Annotated in this window: 18 protein-coding genes and 2 pseudogenes; 14 read left to right on the top strand and 6 right to left on the bottom strand. The window is 42.9% G+C overall.

Annotation, left to right across the window (positions count from 1 at the left end; all coding sequences use genetic code 11):
• Positions 1-51: 51 nt before the first annotated feature.
• Positions 52-744, top strand: coding sequence for an N-acetyltransferase (locus RCG24_RS15735; RefSeq protein ID WP_202655837.1), 693 nt, complete (start codon positions 52-54; stop codon positions 742-744).
• 220 nt (positions 745-964) lie between these two features.
• Here RCG24_RS15735 and RCG24_RS15730 read toward each other — a convergent pair whose 3' ends face one another.
• On the bottom strand, positions 965-2,275 hold the full coding sequence (locus RCG24_RS15730; protein WP_202655838.1) for a nucleotide sugar dehydrogenase: 1,311 nt from the start codon (positions 2,273-2,275) through the stop codon (positions 965-967).
• A 372-nt stretch (positions 2,276-2,647) separates the two neighbouring features.
• Here RCG24_RS15730 and RCG24_RS15725 point away from each other — a divergent pair, with 372 nt between their 5' ends.
• From RCG24_RS15725 to RCG24_RS15675, 11 genes and pseudogenes are all read left to right on the top strand, one after another.
• The gene (locus tag RCG24_RS15725; protein WP_308077464.1) at positions 2,648-3,751 is read left to right on the top strand and encodes a DegT/DnrJ/EryC1/StrS family aminotransferase; all 1,104 of its coding nucleotides are present in this window, start codon (positions 2,648-2,650) and stop codon (positions 3,749-3,751) included.
• 1 nt (position 3,752) lies between these two features.
• Complete coding sequence (locus RCG24_RS15720; protein ID WP_202655840.1) at positions 3,753-4,829, top strand: Gfo/Idh/MocA family protein; 1,077 nt, start codon at positions 3,753-3,755, stop codon at positions 4,827-4,829.
• 2 nt (positions 4,830-4,831) lie between these two features.
• The gene (locus RCG24_RS15715) at positions 4,832-5,803 is read left to right on the top strand and encodes an NAD-dependent epimerase/dehydratase family protein (RefSeq protein WP_202655841.1); all 972 of its coding nucleotides are present in this window, start codon (positions 4,832-4,834) and stop codon (positions 5,801-5,803) included.
• Entirely contained in the window at positions 5,778-6,767 is a 990-nt protein-coding gene (locus tag RCG24_RS15710; RefSeq protein ID WP_308077463.1) for a glycosyltransferase family 4 protein, read from the top strand. The genes RCG24_RS15715 and RCG24_RS15710 overlap by 26 nt, the downstream gene beginning before the upstream one ends.
• Positions 6,768-6,914: 147 nt before the next feature.
• The gene (locus RCG24_RS15705) at positions 6,915-7,358 is read left to right on the top strand and encodes a YbaK family protein (protein ID WP_202655843.1); all 444 of its coding nucleotides are present in this window, start codon (positions 6,915-6,917) and stop codon (positions 7,356-7,358) included.
• Positions 7,359-7,646: 288 nt separating this feature from the next.
• Positions 7,647-9,221 (top strand): annotated as a pseudogene (locus RCG24_RS15700) (sigma 54-interacting transcriptional regulator); the annotation flags it as partial.
• A gap of 111 nt (positions 9,222-9,332) precedes the next feature.
• Complete coding sequence (locus tag RCG24_RS15695; RefSeq protein WP_308079199.1) at positions 9,333-9,695, top strand: AAA-type ATPase lid domain-containing protein; 363 nt, start codon at positions 9,333-9,335, stop codon at positions 9,693-9,695.
• Between the two features lie 122 nt (positions 9,696-9,817).
• Positions 9,818-10,810, top strand: a pseudogene (dhaK, locus tag RCG24_RS15690) (dihydroxyacetone kinase subunit DhaK).
• A 16-nt stretch (positions 10,811-10,826) separates the two neighbouring features.
• Positions 10,827-11,444, top strand: a complete 618-nt coding sequence (dhaL, locus tag RCG24_RS15685; protein ID WP_308077462.1) for a dihydroxyacetone kinase subunit DhaL — start codon at positions 10,827-10,829, stop codon at positions 11,442-11,444.
• The gene (dhaM, locus tag RCG24_RS15680; protein ID WP_308077461.1) at positions 11,441-11,830 is read left to right on the top strand and encodes a dihydroxyacetone kinase phosphoryl donor subunit DhaM; all 390 of its coding nucleotides are present in this window, start codon (positions 11,441-11,443) and stop codon (positions 11,828-11,830) included. The genes dhaL and dhaM overlap by 4 nt, the downstream gene beginning before the upstream one ends.
• Before the next feature lie 19 nt (positions 11,831-11,849).
• A complete protein-coding gene (locus RCG24_RS15675) occupies positions 11,850-12,104 on the top strand; it encodes an HPr family phosphocarrier protein (protein ID WP_202655848.1) in 255 nt (84 codons plus the stop codon).
• A gap of 219 nt (positions 12,105-12,323) precedes the next feature.
• Here the strand turns inward: RCG24_RS15675 and RCG24_RS15670 are convergent, their stop codons facing one another.
• From RCG24_RS15670 to RCG24_RS15655, 4 genes are all read right to left on the bottom strand, one after another.
• Positions 12,324-12,965 carry a response regulator gene (locus RCG24_RS15670; protein ID WP_235888276.1) on the bottom strand — a complete coding sequence of 214 codons (642 nt, stop codon included), beginning with the start codon at positions 12,963-12,965 and terminating at the stop codon, positions 12,324-12,326.
• 70 nt (positions 12,966-13,035) lie between these two features.
• Positions 13,036-14,154: a GAF domain-containing sensor histidine kinase gene (locus RCG24_RS15665; RefSeq protein WP_308077460.1), complete on the bottom strand. Its 1,119-nt coding sequence runs from the start codon at positions 14,152-14,154 to the stop codon at positions 13,036-13,038.
• A 161-nt stretch (positions 14,155-14,315) separates the two neighbouring features.
• On the bottom strand, positions 14,316-15,344 hold the full coding sequence (locus RCG24_RS15660) for an S-adenosylmethionine:tRNA ribosyltransferase-isomerase (protein WP_308077459.1): 1,029 nt from the start codon (positions 15,342-15,344) through the stop codon (positions 14,316-14,318).
• Between the two features lie 4 nt (positions 15,345-15,348).
• Positions 15,349-16,065 carry an SDR family NAD(P)-dependent oxidoreductase gene (locus RCG24_RS15655; RefSeq protein WP_202655851.1) on the bottom strand — a complete coding sequence of 239 codons (717 nt, stop codon included), beginning with the start codon at positions 16,063-16,065 and terminating at the stop codon, positions 15,349-15,351.
• A 340-nt stretch (positions 16,066-16,405) separates the two neighbouring features.
• On the opposite strand from RCG24_RS15655, the gene cwlD reads away from it, so the two are divergent.
• Positions 16,406-17,140: an N-acetylmuramoyl-L-alanine amidase CwlD gene (gene cwlD, locus RCG24_RS15650; RefSeq protein ID WP_202655852.1), complete on the top strand. Its 735-nt coding sequence runs from the start codon at positions 16,406-16,408 to the stop codon at positions 17,138-17,140.
• A gap of 237 nt (positions 17,141-17,377) precedes the next feature.
• Complete coding sequence (locus RCG24_RS15645) at positions 17,378-18,430, top strand: Mrp/NBP35 family ATP-binding protein (protein WP_308077458.1); 1,053 nt, start codon at positions 17,378-17,380, stop codon at positions 18,428-18,430.
• A 127-nt stretch (positions 18,431-18,557) separates the two neighbouring features.
• Here the strand turns inward: RCG24_RS15645 and gerD are convergent, their stop codons facing one another.
• The gene (gene gerD, locus RCG24_RS15640) at positions 18,558-19,130 is read right to left on the bottom strand and encodes a spore germination lipoprotein GerD (protein ID WP_308079198.1); all 573 of its coding nucleotides are present in this window, start codon (positions 19,128-19,130) and stop codon (positions 18,558-18,560) included.
• Positions 19,131-19,210: the final 80 nt, after the last annotated feature.

Below are 19,210 nucleotides of genomic sequence, written 5' to 3'. Positions count from 1 at the left end.
TCTCTTATGGGAAACAGCTTCACTTATTCCATTATAGGAGGGGGTCGGTGTATGATCCATGCATCAGCACAAATAGGTCATAATGTCACATTTGGGGAGAACGTAGTAATTGAAGAGAATGTCGTAATCGGAAACAATGTCACGATTGGGCATAACGTGATTATTAAAAAGGATACGAGGATTGGGGATTTTGTTCAAATTGGAGAACTGACGGTTCTTGGCAAGCCAACATCTTCTAACAAAAAAATGGCACGAAAGCCGGGAAAAACCCTTGATCCATTAGTGATTGCAGATCATGTTACGATTGGCTGTAATAGTGTGATCTATCGTCATGTCAAGTTAGAATCTGGTGTTTTTGTCGGTGACTTAACAAGTATCCGAGAAAAGGTAACAGTCGGCGAAGACAGCATTGTGGGCCGTAATGCCATCGTGGAAACAAACACACGGATTGGAAAGCGTGTGACTATTCAAACGGGCTGCTATATTACCGCAGATATGATCATTGAAGATGAAGTATTTATTGGACCATGTGTTTCTTCATCAAATGATAAGTATATGGGGATGGGGAATTTCAAACATCAAGGCCCCGTTATTAAAAGAGGAGCAAAGATTGGGAACAATGCGACCCTTTTACCGGCAGTTACGATTGGGGAAAATGCCATTGTTGGAGCGGGCAGTGTGATTACGAAGGATGTTCCGGCCAACAAGACCGTTGTTGGAAATCCAGGAAGAATAAAAGAATAGCCCCTCTATAGGGACAATATGAATTGTTAAACCACAAGGACCGGGTCGTATTGCCCGGTTTTTCAGATGAAAAATGAAAAAACTCCAGCACTTTTTTCGAAAAACCATCCAGCGTTAGCGTTATTCCGAGGTTTTTTAAGTCTGTTACAGAGGATAGTCAACGATGTGGACAATAAAAATCAGTGGGAAAGGATAATCCCCCACTGATCAAAGTAATCCTCTATAAATTGTCTCCTTCTCCAAGACGAACGACATGGGCTGTGCCTTGATGTCCTTTTGTCACATTCCTCGTATCAAAAACAAGCTGGGCGTGGTGTAAGATTTTGTCCAGTGGAATGGATGAGTGATCTGTTAAAATAATCACACAATCCATTTCGCTTAATAAGTTCTCTGTTAAAGCAACACTGGTCATCGAATGCTCCAGAATTGTTAATTGTGGAATATATGGGTCATGGTAGCTGACAGTGGCCCCTTTTTGGATAAATTGTTTCATGATCTCTAATGTCGGAGAGTCCCGTATATCAGCGACATCCTTTTTATAAGTGATACCGTAAATCAAGATTTTTGCAGAAGAAAGTGTCTGTGTTGGTTTTAGCAGCTCCTCAGTCCGAGTCACGATGTAGTCAATCATCTTTGTATTGATTTGGTCCGAGATGGTGATAAAGGCACTACTTGTCTCATATTGTTGCAGTTTCCATTGAAGATAGATCGGATCAACCGGGATGCAATGACCACCAATTCCCGGCCCCGGGTAAAATGGGGTAAATCCATATGGTTTAGTGGCAGCGGCACTAATCACTTCCCAGATATCAACTTTTAATTGATCACACAGCATCGCCATCTCATTTATAAATGAAATATTGACAAAACGGAACGTATTTTCAAGTAGCTTGGTCAGTTCTGCAGCTTCTGTTGAAGAAACAGGTACCACTTCACGGTAAATTTTCTGGTAAAGAGCTAATGCCTTGTCTCGACACTGCTCCGTCACTCCCCCAATGACCTTCGGGATCTCATCGACCCGAAAATTTTTATTGCCTGGGTCAATTCGTTCAGGTGAATTCGCCAAGAAGAAATCAGTGCCCACCTTTAACCCGCCTTTTTTCAGAATAGGCAAAAGTACTTCTTTTGAAGTACCCGGGAAAGTAGAGCTTTCTAAAATAACAAGCTGGCCTTTTTGAAGTCTTGCGGAAATTTCCATTCCGGCACTCATAATAAAGCTTACATCCGGTGTCTTATGCTGAGTTAAGGGGGTAGGTACACAAATAATAATGGCATCGACAGCTTTTATCGCATCAAAATTGGTGGTGGCATGGAAGTGCCCGCTATCTGTGACCTTTTTTAATGTCGTGTCATCAATGTCTCCGATATAGCTTCTTCCCTGTTGTAGCTTCATTACCCGATTAGTATCTAGATCAATTCCTGTTACATAAAAGCCTTTTTCCCCGAGCATGACAGATAAAGGAAGACCTACGTATCCTAATCCAATAACTGCAATGGTCTCTGTTTTCCTCTGTGAATCTTGGATGTCCATTTATTTACTCTCCTCATTTCTAAAAAATATATTACATCATATGTCTGGCAATTAGGGTGGAAATGGACAAACATCTAAATCGTGAAATTCGATCACAATTTAGGACATAATCATACAATTTGCGGAAAAACGGTTAATGGAGCCATAGAGGGTGATAAAAAAGGGAAAATCAATGATGAATAGTTACCTGCCGTTTCCCCGTGTATCTGTAAGTCATAGATTAGGATGACATATAAACAACATGACTAGATCAAATGATGTTTATCTGGCTTTCTTCATGATGCGCAGCCTGAAAAATAGAACATGCATGGAAAAGGCGGATGCTTGAAAGACCAGTGTACGCATATTTGATATAGAGAGAAGGGGAAGAGAATGATTAACCTTGTCGATTTAAGACGTCAGTTCAAAAGTGTTGAACAAGAAGTGCTGCAGGCTATAGCAGAGGTGATTGAAGGCGGCCAGTATATTTTAGGGCCAAAAGTGAAAGAGCTTGAGGCAAAAATTGCAGGGCGGTTAGGTGTTACAGAAGCGGTTGCTGTTGCCAATGGAACCGATGCACTTGTGCTTACACTTGAGGCATACGGAATTGGGCCAGGAGATGAAGTGATTACCACACCATTTACCTTCTTTGCAAGCGCGGAAGCCATCTCGAGAGTCGGGGCTGTTCCGGTGTTTGCAGATGTAGACCCGGTATCCTATAATATTAGCCCTAGTGAAATAGAGGGGAAAATAACAGAAAAGACAAAGGCCATTATTCCTGTACATCTATTCGGGCTGCCCGCTGATATGGATGAAATTAATGAGATTGCACAAAGACATGGACTCATCGTTATCGAAGATGCCTGTCAAGCGTTTGGAGCTATGTATAAGAATCAAGCGGTTGGCAGTCTGGGAGATGCTGCATGTTTCTCCTTTTTCCCAACAAAAAATCTTGGAACCATGGGGGATGGGGGAATCATTACAACATCGGATCGTGAACTGGCAGATAAAATTAGAAAACTTCGCACCCATGGAACAACCAAGAAATATTTCCATGATCGCATCGGTTATAATAGCCGGCTTGATGAAATGCATGCCGCCATCCTGCTCATCAATCTTGCGAAAATTGACGAATGGAATCAAAGAAGAAGAGAGCTTGCGGAGCGTTATCGTACGTCTCTCGCGGGAGTCTCCGATTTAACATTACCCATAGAGTCCGATCACTGTACTCATATTTATCACTTGTTTTGTATAGGTTCACAGCGCCGTGAAGAACGGATGAAGAAGTTGCTGCAAGCGCAGATCCAAACAGCCGTGTATTACCCCCGTTGCCTTCATTTACAGCAGGTATATGCTCCATTAGGATACAAAACAGGGGATTTCCCGGTTGCCGAAGCGTTGTCTGAAAGGCTTTTTGCGGTTCCTATGCATCCATTTTTAACAGAGCAGGAACAAGATCAAATTATTTCGATATTAAAACAAAAGGATGAAAACTAAAATGACGGTTCGATTTGGCTTGATTGGCTGCGGGTTCATCTCAAGAAAGCATCTTCAGGCATTGGCCAGCTGTAAGGATGCACAGCTAACCGCCATTAGTGACCTGCATGTGGCGCGAATGGAGGAAACAAAGGAGTACTATCAATCCATTTCAGGAGAACCCCAAACGATCACATGTTACACAGATTATCGAGAAATGCTTGCAGATTCGCAAATTGATGCCATTATTATTGCTTCTTTCTCCGGATTGCATGCCTTGATGGCTAAAGAAGTCCTCCGCGCGCAAAAACATGTTGTCCTGGAAAAGCCGATGGCACTGTCTATTGCAGAGGCGAATGAAATCATCGCACTGGCAGAGAAACAGCAAAGGGAACTTATGGTTTGCCACCAACTGCGGTTTCGGCCAGTCATGCAAAAAATAAAACAGCTGATTGACACCGGAAAAATTGGAAAACCTTATTTGGGTGTTGCTTCGATTCGAATTAATCGCACACCAGACTATTATTCAGCTGCTGCTTGGCGGGGGAAATGGTCTACTGATGGTGGAATGCTAATCAATCAAGGCATTCATCTAGTGGATCTGCTGCAATGGTTTCTTGGCGATGTAAAAACGGTGTATGGAGAAATCACTCAAACATCGCCAATCAAGGAAACGGAGGATGTGGCGGTAGGGATTATTCATTTTAAAAATAACGCCAAGGGGATTATCGAGGCGAATATTGTTACAAAGCCTTATAATCTTGGTTACTCTCTATCAATTTTTGGGGAAAAAGGGACAATCTCCATCGAAGGTCCCTCTCTTAATAAAATATCGCGCTGGTTTATGGAAGGAGAGGAAACCAATATGGAAGAACTGGACCAGCTTCTAAATGATGGGAATGAAGAGCTTTATATGTATGAGGACTTTATTGCAGCGGTAAATTCACAGGGCCGACATGTGCTGATTGATGGAAAAGAGGGGAAAAAAGCACTGGAAGTTATTTTTGCTATCTACCAATCAGAATTGAAGAAACAAGTTGTCAACTTTCCATTAACCTCATTCTCCACAACGGATATGAACAGAAAGGAAGGAAACTGACGATGAAATTTGGAAATGTTGTTGTGACGGGCGGTGCCGGATTTTTAGGGTCGCAGCTTGTTAGAAGACTTATGCCCTTATGTGACCATATTTATATTATCGATGATTTATCAACCGGAAATAGGGAGGCCATTCCGCAATCAGACCGGGTCACCTTCTATGAAGGAAGTATTACGAATGAAAAAATATTGGAAGAGGTATTGCCTCAGGTAGAATATGTCTTCCATTTTGCCTGTAAAAATCTCGTCTTATCCGTAGAGAGCATGAATGATGATTTTGAAACCAATCTTTTTGGAGGCTATTTGCTTCTGCAAAAGACACAGGAATGCTGCCGTGGATTAAAGCGATTTGTCTATGCCTCCACTACCTCTATATACAGCCAAGCTGACATTTTACCGACACCGGAATCTTTCTATAATATCAAACTTCCTTATGCAGCCAGCAAATTTTCAATGGAGCATTATTGTCATGTCTATCAGGAAATGTATCAAATGCCGATTAGCATTCTAAGATTTTCCAATGTCTATGGACCAGGGCAGCTCGCTAGCAATCCCTATTGCGGGGTGGTGGCGAAATTCTTCGAGGCAGCGCAAAATCAACAGCCACTGGTTATTTTCGGCGACGGAAGTCAAACGCGGGATTTCACCTATGTGGAAGACGCGATGGATGCGGTATTGCTGGCGGCTAAGAACGAGAAAGCCGTTGGGGCTGTTTATAATGTGGGAACCGGGATTGAAACAAGCGTCCTTGACTTAGCGGAAGAGGTTCGCAAAGTATGCGGGCAGAAAGACCTTCCATTACAGTTTGCTCCAAAGCGAAAAGTGGATGTCGTACAAAGGAGGAGTATCCTGGCTGAGAAGATCCGCGCTGATTTAAAATGGCAACCATCTCATACCATTGCCGAGGGAGTTGCTAAAACCTATCAATGGCTTCAAGGAGGGAAGAAGCTTGAGAATCTTTCACGGAACGACTGAAATTGCCGGACAAATGGGAATTTTGAGCAGTGCTCTGACAAAAAAAGGGCATTATTCAATAGGCTATAACACGTTCCACTCTTACCTCGGTTATAAGGATTTTCTCGTCAATACCGATCAGGACGGCCTTGAAGAAAAGACTCAGTATATTCTCGATTACTTTGATCTATTTCATTTTCATTATGGCACAACCCTTTCCCCGGAATTTACCGATTTGCCGGAAATAAGAAGCCGAAATAAAAAAATGATTATGCATCACTGGGGGAATGATGTCCGGTTTCATGACCGGGCGAAAATCCATAATCCATATGTATATACGGGAGACTCCCCACCTAATGAAGATATCCATGCTAAATTATTGAAAATTACCGCCTATATAAAAGAAGCCATTGTTCAAGATTATGAGGTGTATGAATACGTCAAAGACTATTATGAGAAGGTACATGTCGTACCCATTGCGATTGACCTGTCGCATTTCGAGCCCAATTATCCGTCCGTGCAAAAGAAAAGGCCGCTTATTCTTCATGCCCCAACCAATCCGGACTTTAAAGGTACCCGCTATATTGAACAGACAATAGAAAGATTAAAGGATGAGTATGATTTTGACTATCAGCGAATTGAGAAAATGAACCATGAGGAAGCGATTAAAGTTTACAGGAATGCGGATATCATTCTTGATCAGGTCTTATGCGGATCCTACGGATTACTAAGTGTGGAATCGATGGCCCTGGGGAAGCCTGTAGTCACATTTATTCGTCCTGATCTTATCTCTACCTTTCCGCCCGGGTTACCAATTGTGAATGCTAATCCTGATAATTTATATGAACAGACCAAAAAGCTGCTTGAACATCCTGAATGGCGTCGTGAACTTGGCGAAAAAGGCCGACAATATGTGGAAAAGGTTCATTCACATGATATCGTAGCCGAACAATTGCTCACCATTTATTTTAATTTAAAGGAATAGAAAAAGAGGACAAAAATTTGCTCGAAGTGTTCGTTATCAAGCGGATGAAGGGCAAAACGGGATAAAAAATTTGGCAATGGAATTCAATCAACTCTTTGCATTTCTTCTGAACGCGGGATAAAGAATAGTGCTAAGAGGTGAAAAGAAGTGACTGTAATTACAACCTTTAAAGAAAAGCGACTGGAAAAACAAATGAAATATGAACGCTCTGTCCTGCGTGAGTTATCGATCCAATCGCTAAAGACGCGGGTGCAGCAATTATTTGGTTCAATGAGACTTACCTCGAACTTGATTATGAATGCGGGTGTTGAAGAGGCCTGTTATGATATTGCCCTTGAAGCTTATTTATTGGGAGCAAAATTCAGCAAGTTTGGCTACTACGGTGAGGAAATCGAAAAAGTCAGACTGCGCTGTTTTCAAGAAGAAAAACATTTAATTGATACCCTGTATAATTTTTTATTATATTGGGGCAGCGGACAAGAAGGCGCAATGAGCGAAGCGCTTTATTACCAGTGCGAGCAATATGTCCATATCTGGTGGCAAGAGGGCTTTGAAAAAGGAAAAATGCGCCATAAACTGCGGTTACATTAACGAATTTACTGTGCACCAGAATGTATGCGGACAATATGCCAGCTACTTGCGCTAGCAGTTTTTACTTGCGCATCAACACGGTTACTTGCACTAGCAGGCTGGTTTCTTCGGCTAATAGGGAGTATAAAATGCTCAAAACGATACTTTTCGAATTTACCAAAAGGCTCTCAATCCTTATGGCTTGAGAGCCTTTTTGTCCCTAAAAATACATTGACGGCTCACGAAAAAATTTGTCATAGTAGATGGTGACGAGGACCGTTATTTCTGTTTTTTCTGAGAGGGATAAAAATGTTTAGTTACCAATTCAAAGTAATGAAAGAAAATGGACTGCATATCCGGGTTGTGGCAACATTGATAGCCAAATTTCAAGGCATCCTGGAAAACCACGAGAAACTGAAGAATGTCATACTCGAATATCGGGGACAAAAAGTTCCAATCACCCATTTTTATCAGATCGTTTCATTAAAAATCAAACGGGGAGAGTCAATCTCAATTCATTGTGAGAATCCGCTTACCCCATGCGAACAAGCAGAGATTGCGCAACTGCTCCAGCAGCAGCCAGATGATGGGATCCAGAAAGAAGCGGATCGGCTGTTAGTGGAAAACTCGTTAACGTTTGATGTTATCCTTAAGCATATTCTTAGCGGTATTATCGTAGTGAATAAGGAAAATAGAATTACCTTTGTAAATGATGAAGCACAACGATTATTAGGAAAACAAGATAGGGACTTGCTCAACCAAAAGGCAAATGAGGTCATTCCTGACTCCCATTTGGCCTTTATATTAAAGTCAGGCAAAAAAGAGGCAGCCCAAAGGCAGCAGCTCGGCAACAGAGTCATTATGACAAATAGGTCACCGATTTTGTTAGACGATGAAATTATTGGAGCTACGGCCATTTTTCAAGATATTTCAACTATAGAGGCTTTGAGCAGAGAGCTAAGCGAGACAAAGAAATTACAGAAAGAGCTAGAGCTGGTCCTTCAATCTGTCGATGATTTAATGGCCTTGTCTGATGTCAGCGGGAAATTAATCTTTTTAAATTCCGCCTTTATGAACTTAATGGAACAGGAACGACTGAATTACCATGTTCGTGATATTGTCGGTGAGGATCTGTGGAACGAGATCCATACTCAATATGTCTCACGGGCGAAAATTGTCTCATTTTCCAGGCAGGCTACCTATATTGCCCGAGTCAATCCGACGATGGTCGATGGTGAATTTCGCGGGACGGTCATTGCCTTGCTTCCTATTGATGATATGAAAAAGCTGGTTGAACAACTGCAAATGGAAAAGGAAAGAACCCGATATTTAGAAAGGGAGCTGTCGAAACATCAATTATTTGATGCCGCCTTTAATCCATTGATTGGTGAAAGTTCAACGTTTAAAGATACGATTTCGCTTGCAAACAAAGTGGCCAAAACAGATGCGACCGTGCTGATTACCGGTGAGAGCGGGACGGGAAAGGAACTGGTGGCTAAAGCGATTCATGGGGCCAGTTCCCGCAAAGAAAAGCCATTTATTCGTGTTAATTGTGCCGCGATCCCGCCGCAGTTGATTGAAAGTGAATTATTTGGCCATGAAAAAGGGGCCTTTACCGGAGCAATTTAAACGAGAAAAGGAAAATTTGAATTAGCCAATCATGGCACAATCTTTTTGGATGAAATCGGTGATCTCAATTTTGATTTGCAAGCCAAAATATTGCGCGTTTTACAAGAAAAAGAGCTGGAACGTGTCGGGGGATACGAAACGATTTCTCTCGATGTCCGGGTTATCGCAGCAACCCACCAAGATTTAGAGCAGATGGTGGAAAAGGGCACATTTCGTGAAGATCTTTATTACCGGCTTCATGTCGTACCGATCCATCTTCCCCCGTTAAGAAAGCGATTATCCGATATTCCGCTGTTGGCAGAATATTTTCGGATCCGATATAATGACCGCTTGGGAAAAAATATCAACAAATATGAAGCAGGCTTTATGGAAGTGCTAAAAAATTATCAGTGGCCCGGCAATATTCGTGAATTGCAGAATATGATGGAGCGTTTACTTACACTGGAAGATGGCGACACCCTATCGATTACCAGCCTTCCTGATTATATTATCAATCCATCACAATCAAGCGGTAAAGAAACGAAGGCAGCCTTCGCGGAATTAATTGAAAATTTGCCAATTCAAATGATGGAAGACTATGAAAAAATGATCTATACTCATGTCGTTCAGTTTTACCCAAGTTTTAACCAAATCGCTCAGGCACTAGGGGTCACCCATAAAACGGTCGCTGCCAAGGTGAGAAAATATCATTTAACCAGCCTTGTTGGGAAAAAGTATCAACACCATTGATACATTTTCCCTATTTTTTTGGAATCGATTTCAAAAGGCCTGAAATAGAGCCCTTTTTCATTTGGCATGAATTATGCATTGAAGGTTTATGTACAGGCATATATATTGAGGAGGTTTTTTCAATGAAAAAAGTAATCAATAACCCAGAAGCCGTGGTTCATGAAATGATTGAAGGGATGGTTCAGGCATATCCCGATAAACTTCGCCATCTCGAAGGAACAACGGTAATCGTTCGTGCCGATGCTCCTGTTCCCGGCAAAGTGGCCGTGATCAGCGGAGGAGGCAGCGGTCATGAACCATCACATGCAGGTTACGTTGGTTGAGGGATGCTGGATGCTGCAGTCGCAGGTGAAGTATTTACGTCTCCTACTCCGAATCAAATTTACGAAGGTATGAAGGCCATTGACAGTGGTAATGGCGTCCTAATGGTGATTAAGAATTACACCGGCGATGTTATGAATTTTGAAATGGCTGCAGAATTAGCGGAAGCGGAAGGAATTAAGGTTGCCAAAGTCATTGTTAATGATGACGTTGCCGTTGAAAACAGCACGTTTACCACCGGCCGCCGCGGTATTGCCGGTACGGTTTTTGTACATAAAATTGCCGGAGCAAAAGCGGAAAAAGGCGGTTCCTTAGAAGAAGTCGAAGCGGTCGCCAATAAAGTAATCAGCCACGTAAAAAGTATGGGGATTGCCCTCACTCCATGTACGATTCCAGCTGTAGGGAAGCCGGGATTTGAAATTTCTGAAGAAGAAATGGAAGTGGGCATGGGGATCCATGGTGAACCTGGTATTGAGAGAACAAAGGTGAAAACCTCCCATGAAATTGCTGAGCTGCTCGTTGAAAAAGTTCTCGCTGAACATCAGCTCACAGCGGAAGATAAGGTTGCCGTCCTGATCAATGGCTTAGGTGCCACACCACTGATGGAATTATTTATTTTCAATAAAGACGTTTCGGAAATTTTGGCGAAGAAGGGTGTCCAAGTGTATAAAACCTTTGTTGGCGAGTATATGACATCGATTGAGATGGCAGGCCTTTCCCTGTCAATTTTGAAACTGGATGATGAATTGACTGAACTTCTTGAAGCACCTGCGGATACAGCTGCTTGGAAATAATGGAGGTGGAAAGCAGATGAATCAACAAAATATGAAAGACTGGCTGATTCTGGCAAATGAAAGAATCCAAGAACAAAAAGATTATCTCTCGGAATTAGACCGGGCAATTGGTGACGGAGACCATGGTGTCAACATGGCGAGAGGATTTCAAGAAGTGAGTAATAAACTAGCTACCCAGGAATTCACGGACATCGGTGCGATGCTACAGCAGGTAGCGATGACGCTGATTGGAAAAGTGGGCGGCGCCTCGGGACCGCTTTACGGGACGGCCTTTTTAAAAGCCTCTGCCGCTTTGAAAGGAAAAGGGGAGTGCACTAATATTGATTTGGCCAATGCCCTAAATGAAGCACTGAAAGGAATTAAACTACGGGGAAAGGCGGAAATAGGCGAGAAAACGATGGTCGATGTATGGGAGCCCGTCGTTAGCAAATGGCTGGACAATCCAGAAGCAGGCATGGATGAATTAATCGAATTTACGCATGAATGCATGGTGGAAACAAAAGCGATGGAAGCTAAAAAGGGCAGGGCAGCCTATTTAGGAAAAAGATCAATTGGGACGTTCGATCCCGGCGCCGTTTCCTCCGAACTTTTATTTAGCTCTTTATTCACGGTATTAAAGGGTGCTGCCTCATGAGTGTCGGTATTGTATTAATCTCTCATAGTCACGAAGTGGTGGAAGGTCTGCGAAAAATCTTGCATCAAATCCAGCCAGAGGTAGAGATTGCTATTGCCGGCGGGACAGAAGAAAATGAAATTGGAACAAGCGCAATCAAAATCAAGCAGGCAATTGAAAAAGCGGACTCAGAAAGCGGCGTCGCTGTGTTATTTGATTTAGGCAGCGCTTTGTTAAATGCCCAGCTGGCAGTCGAATTGTTGGAAACTAATACAAAAGTTGCTTTTTGCGATGCCCCGTTGGTTGAAGGAGCTTACACCGCGGTTATTGAAGCGGGAATTGGAAGTTCTTTGGAGGAAGTCGTCAAGGCGGCAGAAAGTGTCAAAGAAGTTCCCAAGCTTTTGTAAAGAACCAGGAGTTGAAGATATGATTCAAAAACAAATTGAAGTGCGAATTGAAAATGGGTTGCATGCTCGTCCGGCGGGGGAGCTTGTAAAATTATTAAAGCCATATAAAAGCACCGTCCATTTAGTGAAAGATGGTAAAAAGTTTAATATGAAAAGCATTATCCATATTATGTCGACTTCCGTTAAGGAAGGAGATCTCCTTCATTTGGAAGTGGACGGTGAAGACGAAGACGAAGTAGCCGCGAAGCTGGCATCCTTTTTTCAGCAGCATTGATCAATAAGCTGTAAAGGCTCTCAACAAATTGGTTGGGGGTCTTTATTTTTTTTAAAAGGGCTGTATCCCTCCGTTCGTGGCCTACTCAAACTGATGGTAGATTGGGTCCTTAGTATGAATGTTCCTTAGCAAAGCAAATATGGGGACAAGCCGTTGCGATATGCACGGTCCTATGAGAAACCTCCGACACCTTGGGTCGATAACCAAAGGGTTTGTTGTTTAATCAACTAATTGATGTTTCACAGCGTAAAGGGCAGCCTGCGTCCGATCGGCAAGCTCAAGTTTGGCCAGCAAGTTCGAGACATGGGTTTTCACGGTTTTTTCAGTGATATATAATGCCGCTGCAATTTCTTTATTGCTTTTCCCTTTGGCAATTTCCTTTAAAACTTCCAACTCTCGTTTCGTCAATTCTTCGAGCGGCTCTTTTGTCCGGCTTTTTTGATTGGACAAGTTTGCCAGTAAGTGGGAGGTGGCTTTAGGGTGCAGCTGACTTTCGCCGCAGATTATTTTTCTGATGGAGGTAACTAGTTCATCAGGCTGGATATCCTTTAGCTGAAATCCGGAAGCACCGGCTTCAAGGGCGGGAATGACATGATCTTGATCGGAAAAACTGGTTAGCATCATAATTTTGATCTCAGCTTGCTGGTTTTTGATGATCTTGGTTGCTTCAATTCCGTCCATCTCCGGCATTAGCAAATCCATCAGAATGAGATCCGGCTTTAATGCTTTGGCTAGCTCAACTGCTTCCTTCCCATTAGCTGCTTCCCCAATAATTTCGAGGTCCTTTTGCGTCCGTAGAAAAAAAGCAAGTCCTCTTCTGACAACATGATGATCATCGGCGATTAAGATGCGAATGCTCAAAGTTTTCACTCCTTTAAATGGTTTTGTGTTCCGTAATATGGTCTCAACCTAAAGGAAAGCGGATTTGACCTTAAAATGGAATCTGGATTTGGATTTCTGTTCCACTCCCCGGTGTGCTTTTTAATTGAAAAGTCCCATGTAACGCTTCTGTCCGTACTTTCATATTTTTCAAACCTAAGGAGGGAATTTCATGATTTTCTTCATATTGAAAGCCACAGCCATTATCTTTTATGGTCATGACAATCGCATCATGAGAAATATGAACAAATAACCTTGCTGCAGCCGTTTGTGAATGTTTTTTACAATTGCCAAGGGCTTCTTGTCCGATACGCCACAAAGCTTCCTCGACTTTCCCCGGTATGCTGGCGGCACCGGTAACCTTCGTTTCAAGTGAAAGATCCAGCATCTCTGCGTAACTTCTAAGTGCACTGACAAGGCCATTTTCCAGTCCCTGCGGTCGGAGCTGCCAGATAAGAGCACGCATTTCTCCCAAGGCTTGCTGAGCTAAATCTTGAATATAACTAAACGTTTGTTTAACTTCTTTGTTCGCTGACATTTCCACTCCCGCCCTTGCGGTAAGGCTGAGGGAAAATAACAACTGGTTAACGGAATCGTGAAGATCTCTTGCCAGCCGATTGCGTTCGGCAATCAGCGCTGTCTCCTGCTCCCTTTGTGTCAGCTTTATGCGTTTTAAGGCAGTGCCGATTTGATAAGCAACTGCCTCAAGCAAGGCCAGTTCATTTTTTTCAAAATGCGTTTTAAATGGCGAGCCGACATTTAGAATCCCGAACCGCTCATGTCCCGCTCTTAGCGGCACAGTGGCGTGGTGGGTCAGGCCGCCTGTATCTCCCGCGCCTTCTTCGAGTACATCTTCAATTCGTTTACATTCGATAATATTAGTGGCCTTGTTTAACTTGCGTTTATTGTACCTGTCGATACACCAGCAATCATCATGGCACATCCGCTGATGATGGTTGTCGGCTAAGACTGGCGGGAGGGCTTCAGCAGCAGCGAGATGATGCTTTCCATGATCGTCGATTAAAAAGATCCAGCCTGTTTGCAGCCCTGTCACATCAAGGAGTTTCTTTAGCACACCGGATAGCACGTCGCTTGTGTCTGTTCCCTCATTCAAAAGCTCAGCAATTTCTTTTAAAAGGATCATTTCCTCGTTTCGAGACTCAATCGGCATCCTGTTTCCCTCCCGATCTATTGTTCATAGCAATATTATAACTTATTTATAATTTCAGACTTCTGCTTTTTTTAGAAAGGACTTATTTTTGACCAAAGACAATAGTGGATGAAAGACAAGCTTTTTGAAAAAATGTAAGGCCGGTGTTGTCAGCCCACCAATCATAAAATCAAATTCATATCGCCAAATTCATGCCAAAGATAACCGGATTTAATAGCTTGATCATAGGCTTTCAGCAAATCATGTTCCGAGATAAAGGCGGTAAGCATATCGAGATGGCTGGCTTTTGGTTCGTGAAAGCCGGTTATGATTCCATCAGCTATTTTTAAAGGAAAATGGCGATCGATATATAAATTGGTTACCCCTGACGGTGCACAATATTTGGCTGCAGTTTCAAGTGCTCGAACAACCGTTGTCCCCACCGCTATCACCCTTTTCCCGCTTGCTTTTGTTTGCCGTATGAGTTTCAATGTTTTTTCTGAAATGTGGTACTCCTCATCGTTCTCTTCAGGGGACTGGTGCCACTGATCATCGAGTAAATAGCTTAAGCCGGTGTGTAGTTGGATGAATTCCACTTGAATCCCTTTTCGGTTTAGTTTAAACAGCAGCTCCCAGCTAAAAGCCCGGCCTGCTGAGGGCATCTCGACTGAACCGGGGTGGCTGGCAAAGACCGTTTGATAATAGTCCAAAGCCCATGGCTCAACAATATACTCATAGCGGATCGGCTCCCCGAGCGCATAAATCATATTGAAAAGCTCGGTACCTTTTTTCGAAAAATGGATCATTTTAAGCGGTGAATTTTCTTTTTCCGCAAGCACCGATGCCGATAGCTCTGGTGCGAACCTCAGGGTGTCGCCTATTGTGATTGGATTCGCTGCAATAAGTGCCTCCCATATATCCTCTTGAAGCCGTCTTGCCAGCCGAACCTCGACCTTTTCCGCAAGTAATTTCCCGTTTCTGCACCATTCAGCCTGTAAAACGGCCGGGATCGTCCGGCTGTTATTCAATATCAGGAGGTCTCCCGGCTGGAGATACTCCGTTAACTGAAAAAAACAATCATGCTTCGTTTCTCCTGTATGCCGATTCAACACCATTATTCGAACATGATCCCTTCTTAATCCGCGTTTTTCTGGGGGATAAGAAGCGTTCAATTCATCAGGAAGATAAAAATCCCAAGATTTTACCGTCATTTTTTTACACCTCCCCTGATTGTGCTGTCAACCGCTGGCCATTCATCTCCGCTGCTTGATCGGATGCCAAATATAAAAAGACGCCAACAACATCTTCCGGATCGGCCAATCGATAATCGCAATCGGGGACTGCCAGACGATGCATTTCGGTATCCATTTCACCAGGGTCCACCATGTTTACCCGGACATTTGTCGCGCTTAATTCATCAGCCCATGTTTGCGTGAGGCCCTCGACGGCGAATTTTGAAATTCCGTATGCTCCCCAGCCGGCGTAGCCAACGTTTCCGGCTTCCGATGTAACATTAATAATCGATCCTTGGTTTCGTTCAAGCATGCCCGAGATCACCCTTCTCGTGACGAGAAATGGTGAAACGGCATTCACCCGTAATACTTCAGCGAAGTCCTCTTCGGGGTAATCAAGCAGTAGCGGCATCGGGCTTGGCCCCAAGATCGAAGCATTATTAATGAGGACATCAATTTTTCCATAAGCCGCTTCTGCTAGTGCAACGAACCGTTCGACATCTCTTGGATTGGAAACATCAGCACAAACCGCAAGTACTTCTGCACCTAAACCCTTGGCCTCTTGCCTCACTTTTTCCAGCGGTGCTTCTGTTCTAGCGCAGATTGCCAGCTTTGCCCCCTGTTTGGCAAACGCCAATGTTAATGCTCGGCCCAGACCTTTTGATGCCCCAGTAATCATAACTATCTTATTATTTAACATCTGAATCTCCCCTTTGTTCTTGATGTCTTAAAGATATCAATAGTTGGAAAATTCCTCCTCGGAGAAAAGCTTGAAGTTTTTCTACAACTTTGGGAGGAGAAATTTCAAAGGAATATGACAAATGGTCTTGGCCGTTTAGTTGCGGATAAAGGCCGGTTACTTGCGGATAGAGTTCTTTACTTATGCATAAACACGGTTACTTGTGTTAGCCGGCTGGTTTCTTGCAATTGAGCCTTGATTACTTGTTAAAAGCACTCAATGTATACGATTTTTATTTCTTCCTGTTCTAAAAATAACACTTGTCCCATATATTTTACTGTTTAGTGAAGAGCGGGAAGGAATGATTGGGTTGCTAAATCGTAGGTGGAAAGTAATTAGTTTTTCCCTTGGATTAATTTTATTATTTCTCATTCTTCTGTATGATTTTTCCGAGAATGATTCATGGAAGACGTGGAATCTGCCGTTATCGGGAAAAATTATTTTGCTTGATCCTGGGCACGGTGGGCCGGATGGCGGCGCCGGAAGCGGCGATACTCTTGAAAAAGACATTGCTTTAGCAATAACTTTAAAGGTTCGCGACTATTTACAGCAGCAGGGGGCTCTGGTGATTATGACAAGGGAAACCGATAAGGATTTGGCAGACCCGGGTATAAGAGGCTACAGTCGGAGAAAAGTAGAAGATTTGAAAAAAAGACTGGAAATGATTAACGACTCTGATAATGACTTTTTTGCCAGCATCCATCTGAATGCTATTCCATCATCGCGGTGGAGCGGTGCCCAAACCTTTTATGCTCCGCATCATAAAGAAAATGCTCGGGCAGCCAAATTTATTCAGGAGGAACTGCGCAAAAACTTGGAGAATACAACTCGTAAAGCAAAACCAATAAGTCAAGTGTATATACTCAAATATGCGGAAAGGCCGGGAGTTTTAGTCGAGGTCGGTTTCTTATCCAACCCTGTCGAAAGAGAAAATTTAAAACAGGAATCGTATCAGGAAAAGGTTGCGGATTCTATTTATCGGGGGATATTACGTTATTTTACGAATGAACAAGAATTAAAAGAAACAGATTCATGATGGAAGGCGATTCCTTCCATTTTTTAGCTAAAGGAAAGTATAAAACTTTTCCAGATTTTATGCTTTCCTATGTCGCATAAATTGAACTACGCCCCATGAACCGTGGATTCGCCAGTCGGCGAGTTTTCATGTAGCCTTTTACTTCAATGATCTTGTGATTCAAATGACTGTTTCAAGGCCCGGTTATGGTATACTGAAAAAGGAAAAATGAAATCAAATAGCGAGGTGTGTTTTTTGATGTTAACAGAAGAAAGAGTCCGCGAGGTTGTCGGCAGCCTCAAAGAACCATTTTTACATAAAACCTTAGCAGAATTAAATGCTATTGAAGAAGTGAAACTTAAACAGGAAAAAAACCATGTCAGTGTGAAAGTGCAAATTGCTCGAACAGGAACAGGCGAGCAGTTGCAACTGCAAACCCAAATCGTCAATGTTCTAAAGGAAGCTGGGGCCTCCACTGTCGGGATCCGCTTTGGCCAACTCCCTGAAGAAGTACTGGAAGCTCATCGTCATGACGAATCTGAACAGGAAGCCAATCTACTTCAATCCAAAAAGACAAAATTTATTGCCATTGCCAGCGGTAAGGGCGGAGTCGGCAAATCTACGGTTTCCGTCAATCTTGCTGTGGCTCTTGCTCGTCTCGGGAAAAAGGTGGGCTTAATCGATGCCGATATTTACGGCTTTAGCGTCCCTGATATGATGGGGATTACTAAGCGCCCGGTTGTTCGCGGGGAAAAAATTATTCCGGTCGAACGTTTCGGCGTTCAAGTCATTTCCATGGGCTTCTTTGTTGAAGACAATGCCCCAATTATTTGGCGCGGACCAATGTTAGGGAAGATGTTAAACAGCTTCTTTAACGAAGTAGAATGGGGAGATATCGAATACTTATTATTAGATTTACCACCGGGAACAGGTGATGTTGCCCTTGATGTTCACACCATGCTGCCGCATTGTAAGGAAATCATTGTGACGACACCTCATCCAACAGCCGCATTTGTTGCCGCCCGCGCCGGGGCCATGGCATTAAGGACAGAGCATGAAATTCTTGGCGTAATTGAAAATATGGCTTATTTTGAAAGCAAATTAACAGGTGAAAAGGAATATGTATTTGGTCGTGGCGGCGGCGATAAACTGGCGGAGGAATTAAATACAGATGTCCTCGGGCAACTGCCGCTTGACCAGCCTGATTGGAATGATGATGATTTTGCACCATCCATTTATCAAGAAGACCACAGGCTTGGAAAAATTTATACAGAAATTGCAGAAAAAGTCATTGACCGTTTGGATAACTAATAAAAGGGCCTCTTCCGATGATGGGAAGGGGCCTTTTTGGTAAATTGCTTCGCTGCTTTGCCGCATTCGATATGGTCAATCCAACTACTCGTCTACTTAAATAAATAAAACTTACACCTACCGCTGTTTAACTCCCGGAACTTTTGCTGCTTTTTGCTTCCGCCTGCGCTTTTGCGTCTTCTGCTGCTTTGATTAGAAATTCCTGCATTTTGGCCTTAAACAGTGGGCTGTCCAATGTTTCCGAGATAACCTTTTGCACATGTTCCCGATACGCTTTACTTTTCAAAGCATCTGCCATTTCCTTCTGAATTTCCGGTTCTTTAAAGACCTCAATCATCATCGCCCTGTAGGAAGGGTCATTCATTAAATCCTTCAATATTTTTTCATTTTCAGACCGCATGTATTTGGCAACGCCTTGAGCAAATTTTGGGTCACTATAGGTCTTTTTCCAAAAAGCTACCGCCTTATCCGAGGTTAATGTTTTTTCAATCGTATCACTGACCACCTTTTGGTCCATTACGAGTTTTTCCTTTAAATTATCATCGCTCATAATATCTTGAATTGCTTTCTTGCCATCATTTGTTTTAAGAATGTCGACCACCATTTTTTTGGTCTGATCATAATCGATTTGCCCTCCGCCGTTTGAATCATTGGAAGAACAGCTGGATAATACCATCATGATGGGTAGGAGGAGCAACATATGGTTAATTCTCATTTTTAAGCTCCCTTCACATAAAATCCTTAATTTTATAATGAAGAAATTGAGGAAAGATTATTCGT

It is taken from the genome of Neobacillus sp. OS1-32 (assembly GCF_030915425.1).
Taxonomy (GTDB): Bacteria; Bacillota; Bacilli; order Bacillales; family Cytobacillaceae; genus Neobacillus; species Neobacillus paridis.
Note: the sequence above shows the minus strand (reverse complement) of the source record. Positions and strands in the feature narration are given on the sequence as shown.